The sequence below is a fragment of the Streptomyces sp. MS06 genome (genome assembly GCF_047200655.1).
Lineage (GTDB): Bacteria > Actinomycetota > Actinomycetes > Streptomycetales > Streptomycetaceae > Streptomyces.
The window spans coordinates 108,572-126,726 of the sequence record NZ_JBJZOJ010000006.1 but is presented as its reverse complement, the minus strand read 5'-3'; the positions used below and the strand labels follow the sequence as shown (position 1 = coordinate 126,726).

General features: G+C 71.7%; 15 protein-coding genes. 5 read left to right on the top strand and 10 right to left on the bottom strand.

Features of this window, described 5'->3' with window-relative positions:
• Nucleotides 1-103: 103 nt before the first annotated feature.
• Nucleotides 104-1,705: an MDR family MFS transporter gene (locus ACL02U_RS04925; protein ID WP_412789372.1), complete on the bottom strand. Its 1,602-nt coding sequence runs from the start codon at nt 1,703-1,705 to the stop codon at nt 104-106.
• Between the two features lie 133 nt (nt 1,706-1,838).
• On the opposite strand from ACL02U_RS04925, the gene ACL02U_RS04920 reads away from it, so the two are divergent.
• Complete coding sequence (locus ACL02U_RS04920; protein WP_412789371.1) at nt 1,839-2,417, top strand: TetR/AcrR family transcriptional regulator; 579 nt, start codon at nt 1,839-1,841, stop codon at nt 2,415-2,417.
• Nucleotides 2,418-2,586: 169 nt separating this feature from the next.
• On the opposite strand, the gene ACL02U_RS04915 is transcribed toward ACL02U_RS04920, so the two are convergent.
• Nucleotides 2,587-3,306: a M23 family metallopeptidase gene (locus tag ACL02U_RS04915; RefSeq protein ID WP_412789370.1), complete on the bottom strand. Its 720-nt coding sequence runs from the start codon at nt 3,304-3,306 to the stop codon at nt 2,587-2,589.
• Between the two features lie 379 nt (nt 3,307-3,685).
• Here ACL02U_RS04915 and ACL02U_RS04910 point away from each other — a divergent pair, with 379 nt between their 5' ends.
• The 3 genes from ACL02U_RS04910 (at nt 3,686) to ACL02U_RS04900 (ending at nt 9,676) form a co-directional block, all read left to right on the top strand.
• Nucleotides 3,686-6,250 carry an NACHT domain-containing protein gene (locus ACL02U_RS04910; protein WP_412789369.1) on the top strand — a complete coding sequence of 855 codons (2,565 nt, stop codon included), beginning with the start codon at nt 3,686-3,688 and terminating at the stop codon, nt 6,248-6,250.
• A 52-nt stretch (nt 6,251-6,302) separates the two neighbouring features.
• Nucleotides 6,303-8,879, top strand: coding sequence for an NACHT domain-containing protein (locus ACL02U_RS04905; RefSeq protein ID WP_412789368.1), 2,577 nt, complete (start codon nt 6,303-6,305; stop codon nt 8,877-8,879).
• Nucleotides 8,880-9,025: 146 nt separating this feature from the next.
• Nucleotides 9,026-9,676 (top strand): HAD family acid phosphatase, encoded by a 651-nt coding sequence (locus ACL02U_RS04900; protein ID WP_412789367.1) that lies wholly within the window; start codon nt 9,026-9,028, stop codon nt 9,674-9,676.
• Nucleotides 9,677-9,796: 120 nt separating this feature from the next.
• On the opposite strand, the gene ACL02U_RS04895 is transcribed toward ACL02U_RS04900, so the two are convergent.
• Entirely contained in the window at nt 9,797-12,325 is a 2,529-nt protein-coding gene (locus ACL02U_RS04895; protein ID WP_412789366.1) for an ATP-dependent Clp protease ATP-binding subunit, read from the bottom strand.
• Nucleotides 12,326-12,756: 431 nt separating this feature from the next.
• Here ACL02U_RS04895 and ACL02U_RS04890 point away from each other — a divergent pair, with 431 nt between their 5' ends.
• Nucleotides 12,757-13,536, top strand: a complete 780-nt coding sequence (locus ACL02U_RS04890) for an SCO3374 family protein (protein ID WP_412789365.1) — start codon at nt 12,757-12,759, stop codon at nt 13,534-13,536.
• Here ACL02U_RS04890 and ACL02U_RS04885 read toward each other — a convergent pair.
• The 7 genes from ACL02U_RS04885 to nadC form a co-directional block, all read right to left on the bottom strand.
• On the bottom strand, nt 13,515-13,847 hold the full coding sequence (locus tag ACL02U_RS04885) for a histone-like nucleoid-structuring protein Lsr2 (protein WP_412789364.1): 333 nt from the start codon (nt 13,845-13,847) through the stop codon (nt 13,515-13,517). The genes ACL02U_RS04890 and ACL02U_RS04885 overlap by 22 nt on opposite strands.
• Before the next feature lie 243 nt (nt 13,848-14,090).
• Nucleotides 14,091-14,639: an amino-acid N-acetyltransferase gene (locus ACL02U_RS04880; RefSeq protein WP_412789363.1), complete on the bottom strand. Its 549-nt coding sequence runs from the start codon at nt 14,637-14,639 to the stop codon at nt 14,091-14,093.
• Nucleotides 14,640-14,648: 9 nt separating this feature from the next.
• Nucleotides 14,649-15,041: a BlaI/MecI/CopY family transcriptional regulator gene (locus ACL02U_RS04875; RefSeq protein WP_412789399.1), complete on the bottom strand. Its 393-nt coding sequence runs from the start codon at nt 15,039-15,041 to the stop codon at nt 14,649-14,651.
• Nucleotides 15,042-15,216: 175 nt separating this feature from the next.
• A complete protein-coding gene (locus tag ACL02U_RS04870) occupies nt 15,217-15,396 on the bottom strand; it encodes a hypothetical protein (protein WP_412789362.1) in 180 nt (59 codons plus the stop codon).
• A 51-nt stretch (nt 15,397-15,447) separates the two neighbouring features.
• Entirely contained in the window at nt 15,448-16,110 is a 663-nt protein-coding gene (locus tag ACL02U_RS04865; RefSeq protein ID WP_412789398.1) for a hypothetical protein, read from the bottom strand.
• A 224-nt stretch (nt 16,111-16,334) separates the two neighbouring features.
• The gene (locus ACL02U_RS04860) at nt 16,335-17,132 is read right to left on the bottom strand and encodes a type III pantothenate kinase (RefSeq protein WP_412789361.1); all 798 of its coding nucleotides are present in this window, start codon (nt 17,130-17,132) and stop codon (nt 16,335-16,337) included.
• Between the two features lie 2 nt (nt 17,133-17,134).
• Nucleotides 17,135-18,151: a carboxylating nicotinate-nucleotide diphosphorylase gene (gene nadC / locus ACL02U_RS04855; RefSeq protein WP_412789360.1), complete on the bottom strand. Its 1,017-nt coding sequence runs from the start codon at nt 18,149-18,151 to the stop codon at nt 17,135-17,137.
• Between the last annotated feature and the right edge of the window lie 4 nt (nt 18,152-18,155).

The window sequence follows — 18,155 nt, the reverse complement described above, 5'->3', positions numbered from 1 at the left end:
CTGCCGCGCTCCACCGGCGTTCCGGCGGACCGGCCCCGCCACTCGCCGGGCCGCGCGCCCACGATCCGCCGGCCGTCGAGCGGCACGCTGCGGACCGGCCGGGCTACACCGCCTCGGGGACCGCCGCCGACGCCGGGGCGCCGTCCTCCGCGGCCGCCTCCGGCTTGGGTCCGGCGCCCCGCAGCGGGACCTCCTTCACGAACAGCGCCGCCGCCAGGACGATCACCGCCACCGCGGAGCCCAGCAGGAACGCCGTGTGCGTACCGGCGGACACGGCGTGCTGGTAGGCCTCCCGGACCGCCGCGGGCAGCTTGGCCAGGCTCGCGGCGTCGAGCTGGGCGGACTTCTCGGTGATGCCCTGGCCGACCGCTCCGGCCCTGGCGGCCATGACGTCCTGGACCCGGTGGTTGAACAGCGCGCCCATGATCGCGACGCCGAAGGAGGAGCCGAGGGTGCGGAACAGGGTGCTGGAGGAGGAAGCGACGCCCATGTCCTTCATCTCCACGCTGTTCTGGGCGACCAGCATGGTGATCTGCATCAGGCAGCCCATGCCGAGGCCGACCACGGCCATGTACACGCCCGAGGTGAGCCTGGTGGTGCCGGTGTCCATCGTCGACAGCAGGTACAGGCCGAGGATCATCAGCGCGCCGCCGAGGATCGGGAAGATCTTGTAGCGGCCGGTGCCCGTGATGGTCCGCCCCACGACCAGCGAGGTGACGAGCATCGCGCCCAGCATGGGCAGGAGCAGCAGTCCGGAGTTGGTGGCGGAGGCGCCCTGCACCGACTGCTGGTACAGCGGCAGGAACAGCGTGGCGCCGAACATCACGAAGCCGACGATGAACCCGATGACGGCCATCAGCGTGAAGTTCCGGCTGCGGAAGATGTGCAGCGGGAGCACCGGCTCGGCGGCCCTGGTCTGCCAGAACACGAAGCCGACGAGCGCGGCCACGCCGATGCCGATCAGTTCCATGATCCGGGCGGAGGTCCAGGCGTACTCGGTGCCGCCCCAGGTGGTCACCAGCACGATCGAGGTGATGCCGACGGTCAGCAGCGCGGCGCCCAGGTAGTCGATGCGGGCCTGGGACCGCTTCCTCGGCAGGTGCAGGACGACGCTGATCAGGGAGAGGGCGACGACACCCAGCGGCAGGTTGATGTAGAAGGTCCAGCGCCAGCCCCAGTTGTCGGTGATGGTGCCGCCGACCAGCGGGCCGCCGATCATCGCCAGCGCCATGACGCCGGCGATCTGGCCCTGGTACTTGCCGCGCTCGCGCGGGGGCACCAGGTCGCCGATGATCGCCATGACGCCGACCATCAGGCCGCCCGCGCCGAGGCCCTGGATCGCGCGGAAGCCGATGAGCTGCCCCATGTCCTGGGCCATGCCGCTGAGCGCGGAGCCGACCAGGAAGATCACGATCGAGGTCATGAAGGCGCCCTTGCGCCCGTACATGTCGCCGATCTTGCCCCAGAGGGGGGTGGAGGCCGCGGTGGCCAGGGTGTACGCGGTGACGACCCACGACAGGTGCGCCAGCCCGCCCAGCTCGCCCACGATCGTCGGCATCGCGGTGCCGACGATCATATTGTCGAGCATGGCGAGCATCATGGTGATCATCAGCGCGAGGATGACGACCCGTACGTTCTTCGGTTGTTCCGCGTCGTCCGCCGCCGCGGGCCCCCGGCCCGCGGCGGTAGGTGATGTGTCCGCCATCGCTTCCCACTCCCCCACTCAGTCCACTTACTTGCCGACCGGCAAGTGTCTACACTGGGACAGTAGACGCGAAACTAGCCGGGCGTCAAGTAAGTTTCCTGGGGCAGTGCCGAGGTAGGAGGATGGGCTGATCATGAACGGCACCAAGGACCAGCGGCGCCGCGGGGACACCCGCCAGCGCATCCAGGACGTGGCGCTCGAACTCTTCGCGGAGCAGGGCTACGAGAAGACCTCCCTGCGCGAGATCGCCGAGCGCCTGGAGGTCACGAAGGCGGCGCTGTACTACCACTTCAAGACGAAGGAAGAGATCCTCGTCAGCATCTTCGAGGACCTCTCGCGACCCATCGAGGACCTGATCGCATGGGGTCGCGGCCAGCCGCAGACGCTCCGGACGAAGCGGGAGATCCTCCGCCGCTACAGCGAGGCGCTGGTGGAGGCGGCCCCGCTGTTCCGGTTCATGCAGGAGAACCAGGCGACGGTGCGGGAGCTGCGCATCGGCGAGATCTTCAAGGACCGCATGATCGACATGCGGGACATCCTCGTCGACCCGGACGCCGAGCTGGTCGAGCAGGTCCGCTGCATCAGCGCCATGACCACGATGCACGCGGGGATGTTCGTGCTGAAGGACGTGCCCGGCGACCTGGAGGAGAAGCGCAGGGCCGTTCTCGAGGTCGCGACCGACCTGGTCACCCAGGCGCACCAGGGCACCTGACGCGGCAGGGCACCCGGTCCGCCGGGGGCGGCGCAGCCCTGCCGCAGCCGCGGCGGACGGAACCGGAGGCCGTCCTCGAACCGTGCCCCTCACGCTCCGGTGACGAGACGGCCCTTCCGGGCGGAACCGCCCGGGAGCGCCGGGACCCGGCCGCGGCCTCGGCGCGGGATCAGACCTTGACGCCCTTGCGGTGCAGGAAGGCGACCGGGTCGACGGCCGAGCCGTAGTTCGGGGTGGTGCGGATCTCGAAGTGCAGGTGCGGGCCGCTGGAGTTGCCGGTGTTGCCGGACCGCGCGATGTGCTGTCCGGTGGTGACGACCTGACCCACCTTCACGTCGATCCGCGACAGGTGCGCGTACTGCGAGTAGACGCCGTTGGAGTGCTTGATGACGATGGCGTTGCCGTAGGCGGGGCCGTCACCGGCGCCGTTCGGGCCCGCCTTGACGACCGTGCCGCCGTGCGCGGCCATGACGTTCGTGCCGCTCGGAACGGCGAAGTCCTGCCCGGAGTGGGTGGACTGCCACATGCTGCCCGCCTGGTGGAAGGTCGCCGACAGCCGGTACTTCTTCACCGGGTCGATCCAGGAGGCGGCCTTCTTCTTCGCGGCGGCCTTCGCGGCCGCCTTCTTCGCCGCCGCCTTCTGAACGGCGGCCTTCTTCGCGGCCGCGGCCTTCGCGGCCGCGACCTCGGCCTGCTGGGCGGCCTTGGCCTGTGCGGCGGCCTGCGCCTGGACGGCGCCGGCGACGCTCGCGGCGGGGGTGGCGGCATCGGCGGCGACCGCGACCCCGGCCCCCAGAACGGCCGAGGCGCCCATGCCGGCGGCCAGCACGGCCGCTCGGGTGCGGAGCCGGGACGTACGGGAGGGACGGGACGTGACGCGCTGGAACATCGTTACCCCAAGGGGACGGAGACAGAGGAAAGCCCCCCGACGCACAGGCGTCCGCCGGATGGGCCACTCCTTGGTAACCCGCCCGCCCAAAGCGCTCAAACATGTGATCTACGACGGAAACTAGTACATGCCCTCGGAAATCCCGACTTCTTGACACAGCGGGCATGAGGGACAGAAGGCCGCTCAAAGCCCCAAAAAGCCCACCACCATGAACCGGAAAGTCATTTTTGTCCGATTCTCAATATCCACTATTCCGCTTAGTAACGGACAAAACGCCTGTGTGGCATGTCACCGGGCAGCAGCCCCGCGCCTCCGCCGGTGTGACCTGCGTCGTGTGCAACAGGTCACTTCCCCGGGGCAGTTCACCTACCCTCGAACCATGGTCGACGCCGCAGCGCTCGGCGCCCGGATCGCCTCCAGCGCCGTCAAACCCCTCGTCAGCAGGCTCTTCAGGAAGGACCAGCCGGGCGCCGGCCTGGTCGAACGGCCGGTGCGGATATCGGCCCTGGTCTCCTTCCGACCCGAGAAGCGCGGCGTCACCCCGAAGGACGTCGACAAGGTCGTCGCCGAACTCGTCCGCCGGGCGTTACGGGAGGCCGGACCGGGGGAACAGCCGGTGGACGGCGCCGAGGCGGAGGCCGTCGGGGAGGCGCTGTCCCGCACCCTGTCCCGGCTCGGCGAGATCACCATCGAGGACTACGAGGCCGTCGGGCTGGGACCGGAGCGGTTCGCCCGCCTCCTGAGCGAGCCGGTACAGCTCTCCTCGTACGGACTCGGCGAGGGCGGGCTGCTGCTGTACGAGCGGCTCCTGAACACCGCCTCGCTGCACATCCTGAACTTCCTCACCCAGCGCTCCACCTACGTGGCCCGGCAGCAGACCGTGCAGAGCCGGCAGTTGGCCCGCCTGGTCGAGGCGGTCGACGTACTGCGGGAACGGCTTCCGTCCCAGTCCGCCGAGGACGCCGCCTTCGAGACCCGGTACGCCGAGCACATCGCCACCCGGCACGGCACCCTCACCATCTACGGCCTGGACGCCGGCACCCGCGAATGGCCGCTGGACACCGCCTACCTGAGCCTGGAGACGCTGCGCCGGGCGTCCGCACGCGGGGAACACCCCACCGCGGCAGAGTCCCTCCCCGTCCCGTCCGAGCAGGTGCTGGCCCGCCACGAGCAGGTCCTGCTGCGCGGTGCCGCCGGCTCCGGCAAGACCACGCTGGTGCAGTGGCTCGCCGTGACCACCGCCGACCGCGGCTGCGGCCACGGGCTGAACCACCTCGTCGGACGCGTGCCGTTCGTGCTGCCGATGCGCCGGATCGTCCGGCCCGGCACCGAGTTCCCCGTCCCCGGCGACTTCCTGCGGGCCGTGGGCTGCCCCGTCGCCGGGGAGCAGCCCCCCGGCTGGGTGGAACGCGTGCTGCGCGCCGGCCGCGGCGTCCTGCTGGTCGACGGCGTCGACGAGATCGCCGCCGCCCGGCGCGAGGCCGCCCGGCGCTGGCTGCGCGAACTGGTCAGGACCTTCCCCGGCAACCTGTGGCTGGTCACCTCCCGCCCCTCCGCCGTCCCCGAGGACTGGCTCGCCGCGGAGGGCTTCGGCGAACTCGTGCTGGCGTCCATGACCCGCGACGACGTCGCCACCTTCGTCCGGCGCTGGCACCGCGCCGCCGGTGCCGCCGAGGCCGACGGCGCCTCGCTGCTCCGGTCCGTGCGCACCACGGGCGAGCTGAACCGGCTGGCCACCAACCCGCTGATGTGCGGCATGCTGTGCGCCCTGCACCGCGACCGGCGCGGCTTCCTCCCCCAGGACCGCAGGTCGCTGTACGAGGCCGCCCTGACCATGCTGCTGGAGCGCCGCGACCGCGAGCGGGAGCTCCCCGCCCCCGACGGCCCGCCGATCCCGTACGCCACCCAGGTGCAGCTGCTGCAGAAGCTGGCCTGGTGGCTGATCCGCAACAGCCGCGCGGAGATGGACCGCGCCGACGCCCTGCACATCATCGGCCGCGCCCTGCCCGCGCTCGGACTGGACGGCACCGAGCCGGACGTCTACCGGACCCTGCTGCTGCGTTCCGGACTGCTGCGCGAACCCGCCGAGAGCCGCGTGGACTTCCTCCACCGCACCTTCCAGGACTACCTCGGCGCCCGGCTCGCCGTGCAGGAACTCGACTTCGACCTGCTGGTCAACCACGCCGACCAGGACGAGTGGGAGGACGTGGTGCTGCTCGCCCTCGCCCACGCCCGGCCGAAGGAGGCGGAGCAGATGCTGCGCCGGCTGGTGGCACGGGACACGGCGCGCTGCACGCTGCTGGCGGCCGCCGGCCTGCGGTACGTGGCGGAGGTGGACCCGGAGGTGCGGCAGCGGGTGGAGGACGGGTTGGCGGGGCTCATCCCGCCGTCGGGCGCCCAGGAACCGGAGCAACTCGCCGCGGCCGGGGGCGATCTGGTGATGGCCCTGCTGCCGGGGCCGGAGGAGATCGACGAGACGGACGCGCTCGCGGTGGTGCAGACGGCCGTCGCGGTGGGCAGCGAGGCGGCACTGCACTTCCTGACCCGTTTCCGTGACCACCCGGACCCGTTGCTGCCCTTCGTACTGGCGCACAGCTGGCCGATGTTCGACCGCGAGCTCTACGCCCGCGAGATCATCGCCCATCTGCCCCAGGACGTCTCCGCCGTGGTGCGCTCCCCCGACGACCTGCGCGCCCTGCGGGACCTCGGGGGCCGCGAGGCCATCGACGTCAGGGGCGCCTACCGCGTCGAGGACCTGACCGAGTTGATCGTGGCCGAACGGCTCATCCTCCTCGGGCTGGACGCCGCACACCCCGTGGAGGGGCTGGCCTGGCTCGCCGCCTTCCCCCGCCTGCGGGAGGTGCGGGTGACCGCCGACGTGCCGGCCGCCGTGCTGCGGCAGGTGCCGGACCGGATCACGGTCGTGCTCGGACCACGGATCTGACACCGTCCCACGAGGAGCACCAGAAAGGGCACCGATCTGCGTGGAACCCGTCGTGCGCATCCCCTCCGCCCAGGCCGCGCCCCTGGTGCAGCGCCTGCTGCGCCCCCCGCACCGGCCGCCCGCCGGACCCGAGCCCCTTCCCGCCCTCGCCGCCTGGCGCGGCCCCGACGCCCCCGGCACCGCGGACGACGTGCACCGCGCGGCCGCCGAGTTCGTGCAGCTGGCCGCCGAACGGCACGGCGCCCCGACCGCCGAGGTGCCGGCCGTGGTCGACGTCCTGGCCCGCACCCTGCTCGCCGTCGCCGAGATCGACCTCACCGACGCCGACGCGGTGCGACTCGGCCCGCAGGACTACGCGCGCCGGCTGCGCGGGGCGGTGCAGGGCGCCGACCGGGCCCTGTCCCCGGACGCCGCCTGGTTCCACGACGCGCTGCTGGTCTCCGTCTGCCTGCACCTCCTGGACCACCTCGTGCGGCGCTCCCCGCACCTCCAGCGGCGGCTGCCCGAACGCGCCAGCCGCATAAGGCAGCTCGTCGACGTCAACGACACCGAGGCGGCCGCCCGCCCCTCCGAACGCTCCCGGGAGGACACCGACTTCGAGGCCGCCTACGCGGAGTCGGTGATCCGGCAGCACAGCTGGCTGACCATCGTCGGCGTGGACTTCCCCAACGCCCCGGACCGGTGGCCGCTGGAGGAGACCTACCTGAGCCTCGCGGTGGAGGAGCACAGCGGTCGCGGGCTGCCCGGCGACACCGGCGACGAGCAGCACACCGTCCTGCTCGCCGACCGCGCCCTGGAGAGCCACGAGCGCATCCTGCTGCGCGGGGACGCCGGCTCGGGCAAGACGACCCTGGTGCAGTGGCTGGCCGTGGCCACCGCCCGCGCGGGCTCCCGGGTGCCGTTCGTGCTGCCGGTGCGCCGGTTCGCCCGCGAGGGCTTCCCCGCTCCGGACGACCTGCTGCACGCGATCCGGCATCCGCTGGCCGGCCGGGCTCCCGAGGGCTGGGTGGTGCGCACCCTCCTCTCCGGGCGGGCGCTGCTGCTGGTCGACGGCATCGACGAGGCGCCCGAGAAGACCCGCGGGGAACTGCGCGACCGGCTGCGCCGGCTGCTGCGGATCTTCTCCGGGAACGGCTGCCTGGTGACCTCCCGCCCGTCCGCCGTGGAGGACGGGTGGCTGTCGGAGGAACGCCTCACCGAGGAGGGGTTCGTCGAGCTGTCGCTGGCGCCGATGTCCCGGGACCAGGTCACCCGCTTCGTCCGGGACTGGCACTCGGCGGCCCGCCGCGACGAGCTCGGCAGCGCGGCCGGCCACCGCACCACGCCGCCCGACGGGGGCCGGCTGGACGAGTACGAGGAGCGGCTGCTGCACTCCGTACGGCTCTACCGCGAGCTGCGCCAGCTCGCCACCAACCCGCTGATGTGCGGGCTGATCTGCGCCCTGAACCGGGACCGCGCCGGATCGCTGCCGCAGGGCCGCAAGGAGCTGTACGACGCCGCCCTGGAGATGCTGCTGCAGCGCCGCGACCCCGAACGTGACGTGCTGTACGCCGACGACGTGCGCCTCCAGCAGGGCACCCGGGAGCGGCTGCTGCAGAAGCTCGCGCACGCCATGCTGGAGGAGGGCGCCTCGGAGCTGCCGCGGCAGCGGGCGGTGGGCATCCTGGACGAGGCGCTGCCCGCCATGCCGGTCGCGCGGGCCCAGGGGGACGGCGAGACCCTGTTCCGCCATCTGCTGCACCGCACCGGGCTGCTGCGCGAACCGGCGGGCGAGTCGGTGGACTTCGTGCACCGCACCTTCCAGGACTACCTGGCCGCCAAGGAGGTCGTGGCGCGCGGCCGCTTCCCCACCCTGGTCGACCACGCGCACCAGCCCGAGTGGGAGGAGGTGGTGCGGATGGCGGTCGCCCATGCCCGGCCGGACGAGTGCGGCCGCTTCCTGGAGCAGCTCCTGTCGGCGGCGCCCTCGCTGCGGCGCCCGCAGATCAACCACCGGCGGCTGATGGCCGCCGCCTGCCTGGAACACGTCGCCGAACTCGATCCAGAGGTCCGGCGGCTGGTGCACGACCGCACCAAGAACCTGGTGCGCCCCACGAACGAGCTGGCCGCCCGCGGGCTGGGCTGGGTCGGCCCGATCGTGCTGGAGCTGCTGCCCGACCCGGAGCCGCAGGACGACCGGCAGGCGCTGCTGCTCGCCATCACCGCGACCCAGATCCGCGACGACGCCGCCATCGACTACCTGGTCCGCCTGCGCGACCGGTCCTCGCTCCCGATCCGCACCGAACTCGCCCGGTGCTGGAGGCACTTCGACACCGAACGCTACGCGCAGGAGATCATCGGGCATCTGGACCCGGACGGCCTGTACTTCTCCGTGACCGACACCGCGGAGCTCGCGGCGCTGCGGGACCTGGGCGGGCGCCCGCGCATCCAGGTCGCGGGGGTGATGCGGACCCGGGAGCTGCTGGCGGGTCTGGACGCCGAGCAGTTGACGCATCTGTGGCTCAACGCGGAGCTGACCGACCCGGACGTCTCCTGGCTGTCCGGGTTCCCCCGCCTCCGGGTGCTGCGCGTCAACCCGCGCCTGCCGCGGGTCCGGAACGTCCCGGAAGGAGTGGAGATCACCTCGTGACCCTCGTCACTCCTCCGCCCCACCCTCTGTGATCCAGACCTCACGGCACATTACCGTCCGGTAACTCGCCGGTTGCCCTCAGTCCACCCCTCCCGGCGAGCATGCTCACGACATCCGCAGTCCACGACGTGAGAGGACCCCCCACCATGACCGCAAGCCCCTCCCGGCTTCGACGCATCTCCGTCCCCGTGGTCTCCGCGGCCGCCCTGGTGGCGCTCGCCGCCCCGGCGGACGCCGCGCCCGCGGCCGCCGTCCCGGCCGCCGCCTCCGCCGCGGTCACCGCGTCCGCCTCCACCACGGCGGACGTCGGCTACGACACCTGGCAGCGGGACTGCCGGGCCGTCATGGACCGGGCGCTGCCGTACCTGAAGCAGCGGATCGCCGACGCTGCACCCGGCGAGAAGCAGGCCGTCGTGCTCGACGTCGACAACACCTCGCTGGAGACCGACTTCGGTTTCAGCTTCCCGCAGCCGGCCAACCGGCCGGTCCTGGACGCCGCACGGTACGCCCAGGAGCACGGGGTGGCCCTGTTCTTCGTGACCGCGCGCCCGGGCATCCTGTACTGGCCCACCGAGTTCAACCTCGAACACGACGGCTACCGGGTCTCCGGGCTGCGCGTGCGCGGGCTGCTGGACCTCTTCAAGGACGTCGCCGACTACAAGACCGCGCAGCGGGCCGAGATCGAGTCGCAGGGCTACACGATCATCGCCAACATCGGCAACAGCGCAGGGGACCTGACGGGCGGCCACGCCGAGCGGACCTTCAAGCTGCCGGACTACGACGGACAGCTCTCGTAGCGCCCCGCCCCGTTCCGGGCGCCCGGAACGGGCCACGGCCGAGGGGCCGGTGCTGTGCAGTGTGCAGCACCGGCCCCTCGGCCGTGGCGTGTCGTGCGCCGGCTTCGCGCCGCCGGAGGCTCACGCCTCCTTGTGCAGGTTCGGCCCGGCACCGCCGGCCGCCTGCTCGATCGGCGGGGCGTCCGGCAGCGCGGACTTCTCCTCACCGCGGAAGGTGAAGGTCTGCGCTTCTCCCTCGCCCTCGGTGTCCACGACCACGATCTGGCCGGGGCGCACCTCGCCGAAGAGGATCTTCTCCGAGAGGGTGTCCTCGACCTCGCGCTGGATGGTGCGGCGCAGCGGCCGGGCGCCCATCACGGGGTCGTAGCCCTTCTTGGACAGCAGCTCCTTGGCGGACTGGGAGAGCTCGATGCCCATGTCCCGGTCCTTCAGCCGCTCGTCCACCTTGCTGATCATCAGGTCGACGATCCGCAGGATGTCGTTCGGCGTGAGCTGCGGGAAGACCACCACGTCGTCGACGCGGTTGAGGAACTCGGGCCGGAAGTGCTGCTTGAGCTCGTCCGACACCTTGTTCTTCATGCGCTCGTAGTTGGTCTTCGTGTCGCCCTGGGCGGCGAAGCCCAGGTTGAAGCCCTTGGAGATGTCCCGGGTACCGAGGTTGGTCGTCATGATGATGACCGTGTTCTTGAAGTCCACGACCCGGCCCTGGGAGTCGGTCAGGCGACCGTCCTCCAGGATCTGCAGCAGCGAGTTGAAGATGTCCGGGTGGGCCTTCTCGACCTCGTCGAAGAGGACGACCGAGAACGGCTTGCGGCGCACCTTCTCGGTGAGCTGGCCGCCCTCCTCGTAGCCCACGTAACCGGGGGGCGAACCGAAGAGCCGCGACACCGTGTGCTTCTCGCTGAACTCCGACATGTCGAGGGAGATCAGCGCCTCCTCGTCGCCGAAGAGGAACTCGGCCAGCGCCTTGGAGAGCTCGGTCTTACCGACACCGGACGGGCCGGCGAAGATGAACGAGCCACCGGGCCGCTTGGGGTCCTTCAGGCCGGCGCGCGTGCGGCGGATCGCCTTGGACAGCGCCTTGACGGCGTCGTTCTGGCCGATGACCCGCTTGTGCAGCTCCTCCTCCATGCGGAGCAGGCGGCTGGACTCCTCCTCGGTCAGCTTGAAGACCGGGATGCCGGTGGCCGTGGCGAGGACCTCGGCGATCAGATCGCCGTCGACCTCGGCGACGACGTCCATGTCGCCGGCCTTCCACTCCTTCTCCCGCTTGGCCTTGGCGGCCAGGAGCTGCTTCTCCTTGTCGCGCAGGGAGGCGGCCTTCTCGAAGTCCTGCGAGTCGATCGCGGACTCCTTGTCGCGGCGGACACCGGCGATCTTCTCGTCGAACTCGCGCAGGTCCGGCGGTGCGGTCATCCGGCGGATACGCATCCGCGAACCGGCCTCGTCGATCAGGTCGATCGCCTTGTCCGGCAGGAAGCGGTCCGAGATGTACCGGTCGGCCAGGGTGGCGGCCTGGACCAGCGCCTCGTCGGTGATGGAGACCCGGTGGTGGGCCTCGTACCGGTCGCGCAGGCCCTTGAGGATCTCGATGGTGTGCGGCAGGGACGGCTCGGCGACCTGGATCGGCTGGAAGCGGCGCTCGAGGGCCGCGTCCTTCTCCAGGTGCTTGCGGTACTCGTCCAGGGTGGTGGCACCGATGGTCTGCAGCTCACCGCGGGCCAGCATCGGCTTGAGGATGCTGGCGGCGTCGATGGCACCCTCGGCGGCACCCGCACCGACGAGCGTGTGCAGCTCGTCGATGAACAGGATGATGTCGCCGCGGGTGCGGATCTCCTTGAGCACCTTCTTCAGGCGCTCCTCGAAGTCGCCGCGGTAGCGGGAGCCGGCGACCAGGGCGCCGAGGTCGAGGGTGTAGAGGTGCTTGTCCTTGAGGGTCTCGGGCACCTCGCCCTTGACGATGGCCTGGGCCAGGCCCTCCACGACGGCGGTCTTGCCGACGCCGGGCTCACCGATCAGCACCGGGTTGTTCTTGGTCCGGCGGGACAGCACCTGCATGACCCGCTCGATCTCCTTCTCGCGCCCGATGACCGGGTCGAGCTTGGATTCGCGGGCGGCCTGGGTGAGGTTCCGGCCGAACTGGTCGAGGACCAGGGACGTCGAGGGCGTGCCCTCGGCGGGACCGCCGGCGGTGGCGGCCTCCTTGCCCTGCTGGTAGCCGGAGAGCAGCTGGATGACCTGCTGCCGCACCCGGTTGAGATCGGCACCCAGCTTGACCAGGACCTGGGCGGCGACGCCCTCGCCCTCGCGGATCAGGCCGAGCAGGATGTGCTCCGTGCCGATGTAGTTGTGGCCCAGCTGGAGCGCCTCGCGGAGCGACAGCTCCAGGACCTTCTTGGCACGGGGGGTGAAGGGAATGTGGCCGGACGGGGCCTGCTGACCCTGCCCGATGATCTCCTCCACCTGCTGGCGGACCGCCTCGAGCGAAATCCCGAGGCTCTCCAGGGCCTTAGCGGCGACACCCTCACCCTCGTGGATCAGGCCCAGAAGGATGTGCTCGGTGCCGATGTAGTTGTGGTTGAGCATCCGGGCTTCTTCCTGAGCCAGGACGACAACCCGCCGCGCGCGGTCGGTGAACCTCTCGAACATCGTTAATCGCTCCTCAGAGCGGTCAGGCAGTTAGGGGAACTTCCCCTCCCTGTCCTTCCGCAGCTTAGTCCCGCAAGCGGGGACCGCTCATTCCAACTGCCGACACCGTCCTTGGCCTCCTGACCCCGTGCGCCGACATCTGCTCCAACCCGATGGTGCGAGACGATGTTCCCGCAGGCCAGACAGATACCCCAGTCGCCAGTACGCCGATGGCGAACGTGAGACGTCCGGACCTGCGTGTCGCCCCCTCCCACTAGGGATGTCTTACCCGCTCGGACTGACACTCCATGCCGCGCGCGCCGGTTCCCTCCGCTACGGGCGAACAGCCTTGCGCCGTCCCGCACCCCCGCGAGCACCCCCGCGCCCGCACTCTGCGCACAAATCGGCGCACCCAGCGTAACCCCGGCGGCCTTCCGGCGGTTGCACTTGGCATGGTCGGCCCAGTCACCCCGCGGCCCGTGGTCCCCCTGCCGCGCCGAGCGCCCGGATCGGGCGGACGGGCAGGTGGGCAGTCGGGCGGGCAGGCGCGTCGCTGGTACGAGGACGCCCTGGGGTGGCCGACGCTGCCCGGGGAGCCGCTGAGGCTGCGCGTGGGGCCCCGCTTCGACGTGCTGGACGTACCGGCCGAGGCGGGCCGCGCCGCGCTCCGGCACCTGGCACCCGGTTCCCCGGTGGCGCTGCACGGCGGGCGGATGATGCTGCTGGTGGCCGCCGGGAGCGCGGAGGAGGTGCCGGGGCTGCTGGACTGGCTGCAGTGGGGCGGTCTACCGCTGGACGTGCTGGCGCTGGGCGAGGGCGCCGAGCTGCGGGCGCCGCTGCCGCCCGGCCGGGAGCCGACGGCCGCGACGGACCACGGGACGGCCGAGGAATGCCGTTCCGCAGACCGCGGGGCAGTCGAGGAGTGCGGGGAAGCCGGGGACCGCGGGGCGGCCGAGGAGCGCCGGACCGGGGCGGCCGGGGACGGGCCGGTTCTCCTTCCGCCCGACCGGCGGCCGGGCCCGGCACGGCGTGCGGAACCACCGCAGGGGGCCGCGGTGTGGCTGCGGCCCCCTGTGCCGGGGTGCGGGGCCGGGGCCTCGCTGCCGACCCTGTCGGCGCTGGGTGCCGGCGCGGGCACCCCCGATCTCGTACGGCTGGTGGACACGGTGGCCACGCAGTGCCACCGCATCCGGCTGCGGCGCGACCGCGCTCAGCCGTTGGCCTTCTCGTAGGCCTCGCGAATGGAAGCCGGAACGCGACCGCGGTCGTTGACCTCGTATCCGTTCTCCTTCGCCCAGGCGCGGATCGCCGCGGTGTCCGGGCTGCTGCTGGAAGCGGCGCGCTTTCCGCGTCCGCCGGAGGAGCGGCCACCGGTGCGCCGGCCGCTCTTGACATACGGCCCGAGAAGGCCGCGCAGCTTGTCCGCATTGGAGGTCGTGAGGTCGATCTCGTAGGTCTTGCCGTCCAGCGCGAACGTCACGGTCTCGTCCGCCTCGCCGCCGTCGAGGTCGTCGACAAGAAGGACCTGAACCTTCTGTGCCACCGGATTTCCTTTCATCGATAACGTGAGGACCCGGGGGCCTGCGGCGGCCGCCGTTCCGCCGCGCCCCTGTTATATGCAGTACTGCAGTACGTCGGAAAGCAAACCGCTTTTGCTGGAAAAACACAAACCCTAGGCAGAGTCCGGCACCCGCACCCGCTCCGGAAACGTGCGCGTTTCGGACATAGGCCACCGGGGCAAGGCGTGCCGGGGTCAATAGGGGACCGATCCGGGTCCGCGGAACGATCACAGATGCAGAAGCATCCGGCTGTTGCCCAAGGTGTTCGGTTTCACCCGTTCGAGACCGAGGAACTCCGCGACGCCCTCGTCATAGGAACGCAGGAGCTCCGCGTACACATCGCGGTCGACGGGTGTCTCGCCGATCTCCACGAAGCCGTGCCTGCCGAAGAAGTCGACTTCGAAGGTCAGGCAGAAAACGCGGCGAACACCCAGCCAGCGCGCGGTCTGCAGCAGCTTCTCCAGCACCCGGTGGCCGACGCCGGCGCCCTTCAGTCCGGCCTTCACGGCGAGAGTGCGGACTTCCGCGAGGTCTTCCCACATCACGTGCAGCGCGCCGCAGCCGACCACCTCGGCGTTGTCGTCGCGTTCCGCCACCCAGAACTCCTGGATGTCCTCGTAAAGCGTCACCGTCGCTTTGTCGAGCAGGATGCCCTCGCGGACGTAGGCGTCGAGGAGTGCGCGCACGGCAGCGACATCGCCGGTTCGGGCCCGCCGGACGGTGATGGCTTTAGCGGCGGCTTCGGGGGTTGTGGCGGAGGGGCTCTCTGCTGCCATGAGCGGACGCTATCGCCCGTCGCCCTCCGCTGCCGAACCGGGGTTCTGCCCGGCGGCTTCCCCGCCTTCCCCGCCTTCCCCGTCGCGAACGATGCGCAGCGCATCTCGCAGCGCCTGCCGCTGTTCGTCGCTCATCATGCCGAAGAAGGCGACGAGGGCGGCGGCGGGGTTGTCGCTCTGCGTCCAGGCGTCGTTCATCAGCGCGGCCGCGTAGGCGGCCCTGGTCGAGACCGCCTCATATCGATAGGCCCGACCTTCCGCTTCGCGGCGCACCCAGCCCTTCTGATGGAGATTGTCCAAAACGGTCATGACCGTGGTGTACGCGATCGACCGTTCCTTCTGGAGGTCTTCGAGGACTTCCCGAACAGTGACTGGGCGGTTCCACTTCCACACCCGCGTCATGACGGCGTCTTCGAGTTCTCCCAATGGGCGAGGCACAGCTCAGAACAATAGTGGGAGGGACCGGCATTGGCCTGTCGGACGTGCGCACAACCGTCAAACAAGAACGAAAGGGGCGTACGACTCGGCGCCGCGTGTGCGTGCGGAGTCGTACGCCCCCGACGGGACGGGAGGACGGTCAGGCGTCGGAGTCGGCGGGTGCCCGGCGGGCGCCGTTCGCGCGCGCGAGCACGGCGTCGACGGCCGCGTCCTCCTTGGCCTTGTTGGCCCCGCCCTGGCTCTTCACGATCACCCGGACCAGGCCGATGAAGAACGCGGCCATCACGATCGGGGGCACAAGGGCGGAGACGTAGTCCATGGCTCCAGGGTAGCCAGCCGGATCGGTGGCTTTCGGGTGGGGTGGGGTGATTCAGACCGCGGCGAGCTTCTCGGGCGGGTCGGCGGGCGGTGGTGCCGGCTTGCGGCGCGGGAAGACCTCGCCGGGCGTGGGCACGGGCCGCCGGGCGGGCTCCGGGCGCGGCGCGGGCTCCGGGCGCGGCGCGGCGGGCGCGGGCCGCTTCGCCGGGTCCCGGCGGGGCTGCTCGTCCCGGTCCGGCTGTTCGGCGGGGTCCTCGGCACCCGAACGCCCCCCGGGAAGGGCCAGCAGGCGGGTCCGGGAGGCGGGCACCCGGGCGGCGGGCGCCGCGCCCCGGCTTCCGGCGGCCCGGGCGAGCCGCGCGCGCACATCCTCTTCGGCGAGGGGTCGGCAGCGGTCCAGGAGGGCGGCCGCCACGGGGTTGCCGCGCAGGGCGCGCAGGGCGGCGAGGTCGTCGGGGCCGGGGCGGTGTCCGGCGCCCAGCGCTTCCTCCAGCAGGTCGAGGTAGCCGATCGCGGTGCCGGGGAGCGCGGCGCGGTAGCGGCCGAGGTCGGCCACCAGGAAGGCGCGCAGCCGGGCGGCCTCCCGCATCGCCTCGTCGAGCGACTCGGCGAGGCGGAGGCAGTCCTGGACGTCCTCGGCCGACGGGCGGCCGGTTTGGAGGGCGAGGGCGAGGGCGCGGCGGAGCACACGCAGCTCCTGCACGCCGAACGCCATGCCGCCGCGGGATCCATGAGGCGTGGGCATGCGGCGACAGTACGCGCTAATCAGACAAACACGACGCGGTGGACGGGTGTGGCGCGGAGCAGCCACCCGGGTGGGCGCGGCACGCCCCCCTCACCGCGCGCCCCCGGCGCGCGGCGCACCCCCGCGGCGCACCCCCGCGGCGCGGCGGGCCGCGCACCCTGCGGGCTCCGGGCGGCGGGCCGCGGGGAGCGCCGTCACATCCGCGAGACGTTGCGTTCGTAGACCAGCCGGAGACCGATCAGCGTCAGCCACGGCTCGTGCTCGTCGATCACCGACGACTCCCCGAGCACCGTGGGCGCCAACCCGCCCGTCGCGATCACCGTCACGTCCTCGGGGTCGTCCGCGAGCTCCCGTGCCATCCGGTCCACGACCCCGTCGACCTGGCCGGCGAACCCGTACACGATCCCGGCCTGCATCGCCTCGACCGTGTTCTTGCCGATGACGCTGCGCGGCCGGGCCAGCTCGATCTTGCGCAGCTGGGCGCCCTTGACCCCCAGCGCGTCGACGGAGATCTCGATGCCGGGCGCGATGACCCCGCCGACGTACTCGCCGCGCGCGCTGACCGCGTCGAACGTCGTCGCCGTGCCGAAGTCGACGACGATCGCCGGGCCGCCGTACATGTCGACGGCCGCGACGGCGTTGATGATGCGGTCGGCGCCGACCTCCTTGGGGTTGTCGGTGAGGATGGGCACGCCCGTCTTCACACCGGGCTCCACCAGGACGGCCGGCACGTCGCCGTAGTAGCGCCGGGTCACCTCGCGCAGCTCGTGGAGCACGGACGGCACGGTCGCGCAGATGGCGATGCCGTCGATGCCGTCGCCCAGCTCGTCGCCGAGCAGCGGGTGCATGCCCATCAGGCCCTGGAGCAGGACGGCCAGCTCGTCCGCGGTGCGGCGGGAGTCCGTGGAGATGCGCCAGTGCTCGACGATGTCGCGGCCGTCGAACAGGCCCAGGACGGTGTGCGTGTTCCCGACGTCGATCGTGAGGAGCATGGCTACTGCTCCGCCTTGCGCAGGTCCAGGCCGATGTCCAGGATCGGCGAGGAGTGGGTGAGGGCGCCGACGGCGAGGAAGTCGACACCGGTCTCGGCGTAGGCGCGGGCGTTGTCCAGCGTGAGCCTGCCGGAGGCCTCCAGCAGGGCCCGTCCGCCGACGATCGCCACGGCCTCCTCGCACTCGCCGGGGGTGAAGTTGTCCAGCAGGATCAGGTCGGCGCCCGCGTCCACCACCTCGCGGAGCTGGTGCAGGGTGTCGACCTCGACCTCGATGGGCACCTCCGGGAAGGCCCTGCGCACCGCCTGGAAGGCCTGGGCGACCCCGCCCGCGGCGATGACGTGGTTGTCCTTGACCAGGGCCGCGTCCGACAGGGACATGCGGTGGTTGACGCCGCCGCCGCAGCGGACCGCGAACTTCTCCAGGGAGCGCAGGCCCGGCGTGGTCTTGCGGGTGTCGCGCACCCTCGCCCTGGTGCCGTCCAGGGCGTCCGCCCAGGCTCGGGTGGCGGTGGCGATGCCCGACAGGCGGCACAGCAGGTTCAGGGCGCTGCGCTCGGCGGTGAGCAGGTCGCGGGTGCGCGTGGTGACCGACAGCAGCTTCTGCCCGGCGTCGACGCGGTCGCCGTCGTCGACGTGCCGCTCGACCTCGAACTCGTCGGTGCAGACGACCGAGATCACCGACTCGGCGATCCGCAGGCCGGCCACCACACCGGCCTCTCGGGCGACGAAGTCGGCCGTCGCCACCGCCTCCGCGGGGATGGTCGCGACGGTCGTCACGTCCACACCGTGGTCGAGGTCCTCCTGGATGGCGAGGTGCGCGAGGTCCTCGACCTCGACCGGGTCGAGGCCGGCGTCGGTCAGCAGCCCGGCGAGAGCGGGGTCGAGGCCGCACTCGGCGTACTCCGCGTGCTCGGCGTGGTCGTCGTGGTCCTGGTGGCCGCCCTCGGCGTCCGCGCCGCAGGCACAGCCGCCGCCGCAGCCGCCGGTCGGGGCGAGGGGAAGGTCGGTGTCGCTCACTGGT

Excerpts from the sequence above, each read along its gene's own strand:
- ACL02U_RS04925 (WP_412789372.1), bottom strand. The coding sequence starts at position 1,705 with ATGGCGGACACATCACCTACCGCCGCGGGCCGGGGGCCCGCGGCGGCG.
- ACL02U_RS04920 (WP_412789371.1), top strand. The coding sequence starts at position 1,839 with ATGAACGGCACCAAGGACCAGCGGCGCCGCGGGGACACCCGCCAGCGC.
- ACL02U_RS04915 (WP_412789370.1), bottom strand. The coding sequence starts at position 3,306 with ATGTTCCAGCGCGTCACGTCCCGTCCCTCCCGTACGTCCCGGCTCCGC.
- ACL02U_RS04910 (WP_412789369.1), top strand. The coding sequence starts at position 3,686 with ATGGTCGACGCCGCAGCGCTCGGCGCCCGGATCGCCTCCAGCGCCGTC.
- ACL02U_RS04900 (WP_412789367.1), top strand. The coding sequence starts at position 9,026 with ATGACCGCAAGCCCCTCCCGGCTTCGACGCATCTCCGTCCCCGTGGTC.
- ACL02U_RS04895 (WP_412789366.1), bottom strand. The coding sequence starts at position 12,325 with ATGTTCGAGAGGTTCACCGACCGCGCGCGGCGGGTTGTCGTCCTGGCT.
- ACL02U_RS04890 (WP_412789365.1), top strand. The coding sequence starts at position 12,757 with ATGGTCGGCCCAGTCACCCCGCGGCCCGTGGTCCCCCTGCCGCGCCGA.
- ACL02U_RS04880 (WP_412789363.1), bottom strand. The coding sequence starts at position 14,639 with ATGGCAGCAGAGAGCCCCTCCGCCACAACCCCCGAAGCCGCCGCTAAA.
- ACL02U_RS04875 (WP_412789399.1), bottom strand. The coding sequence starts at position 15,041 with ATGACGCGGGTGTGGAAGTGGAACCGCCCAGTCACTGTTCGGGAAGTC.
- ACL02U_RS04870 (WP_412789362.1), bottom strand. The coding sequence starts at position 15,396 with ATGGACTACGTCTCCGCCCTTGTGCCCCCGATCGTGATGGCCGCGTTC.
- ACL02U_RS04865 (WP_412789398.1), bottom strand. The coding sequence starts at position 16,110 with ATGGCGTTCGGCGTGCAGGAGCTGCGTGTGCTCCGCCGCGCCCTCGCC.
- ACL02U_RS04860 (WP_412789361.1), bottom strand. The coding sequence starts at position 17,132 with ATGCTCCTCACGATCGACGTCGGGAACACGCACACCGTCCTGGGCCTG.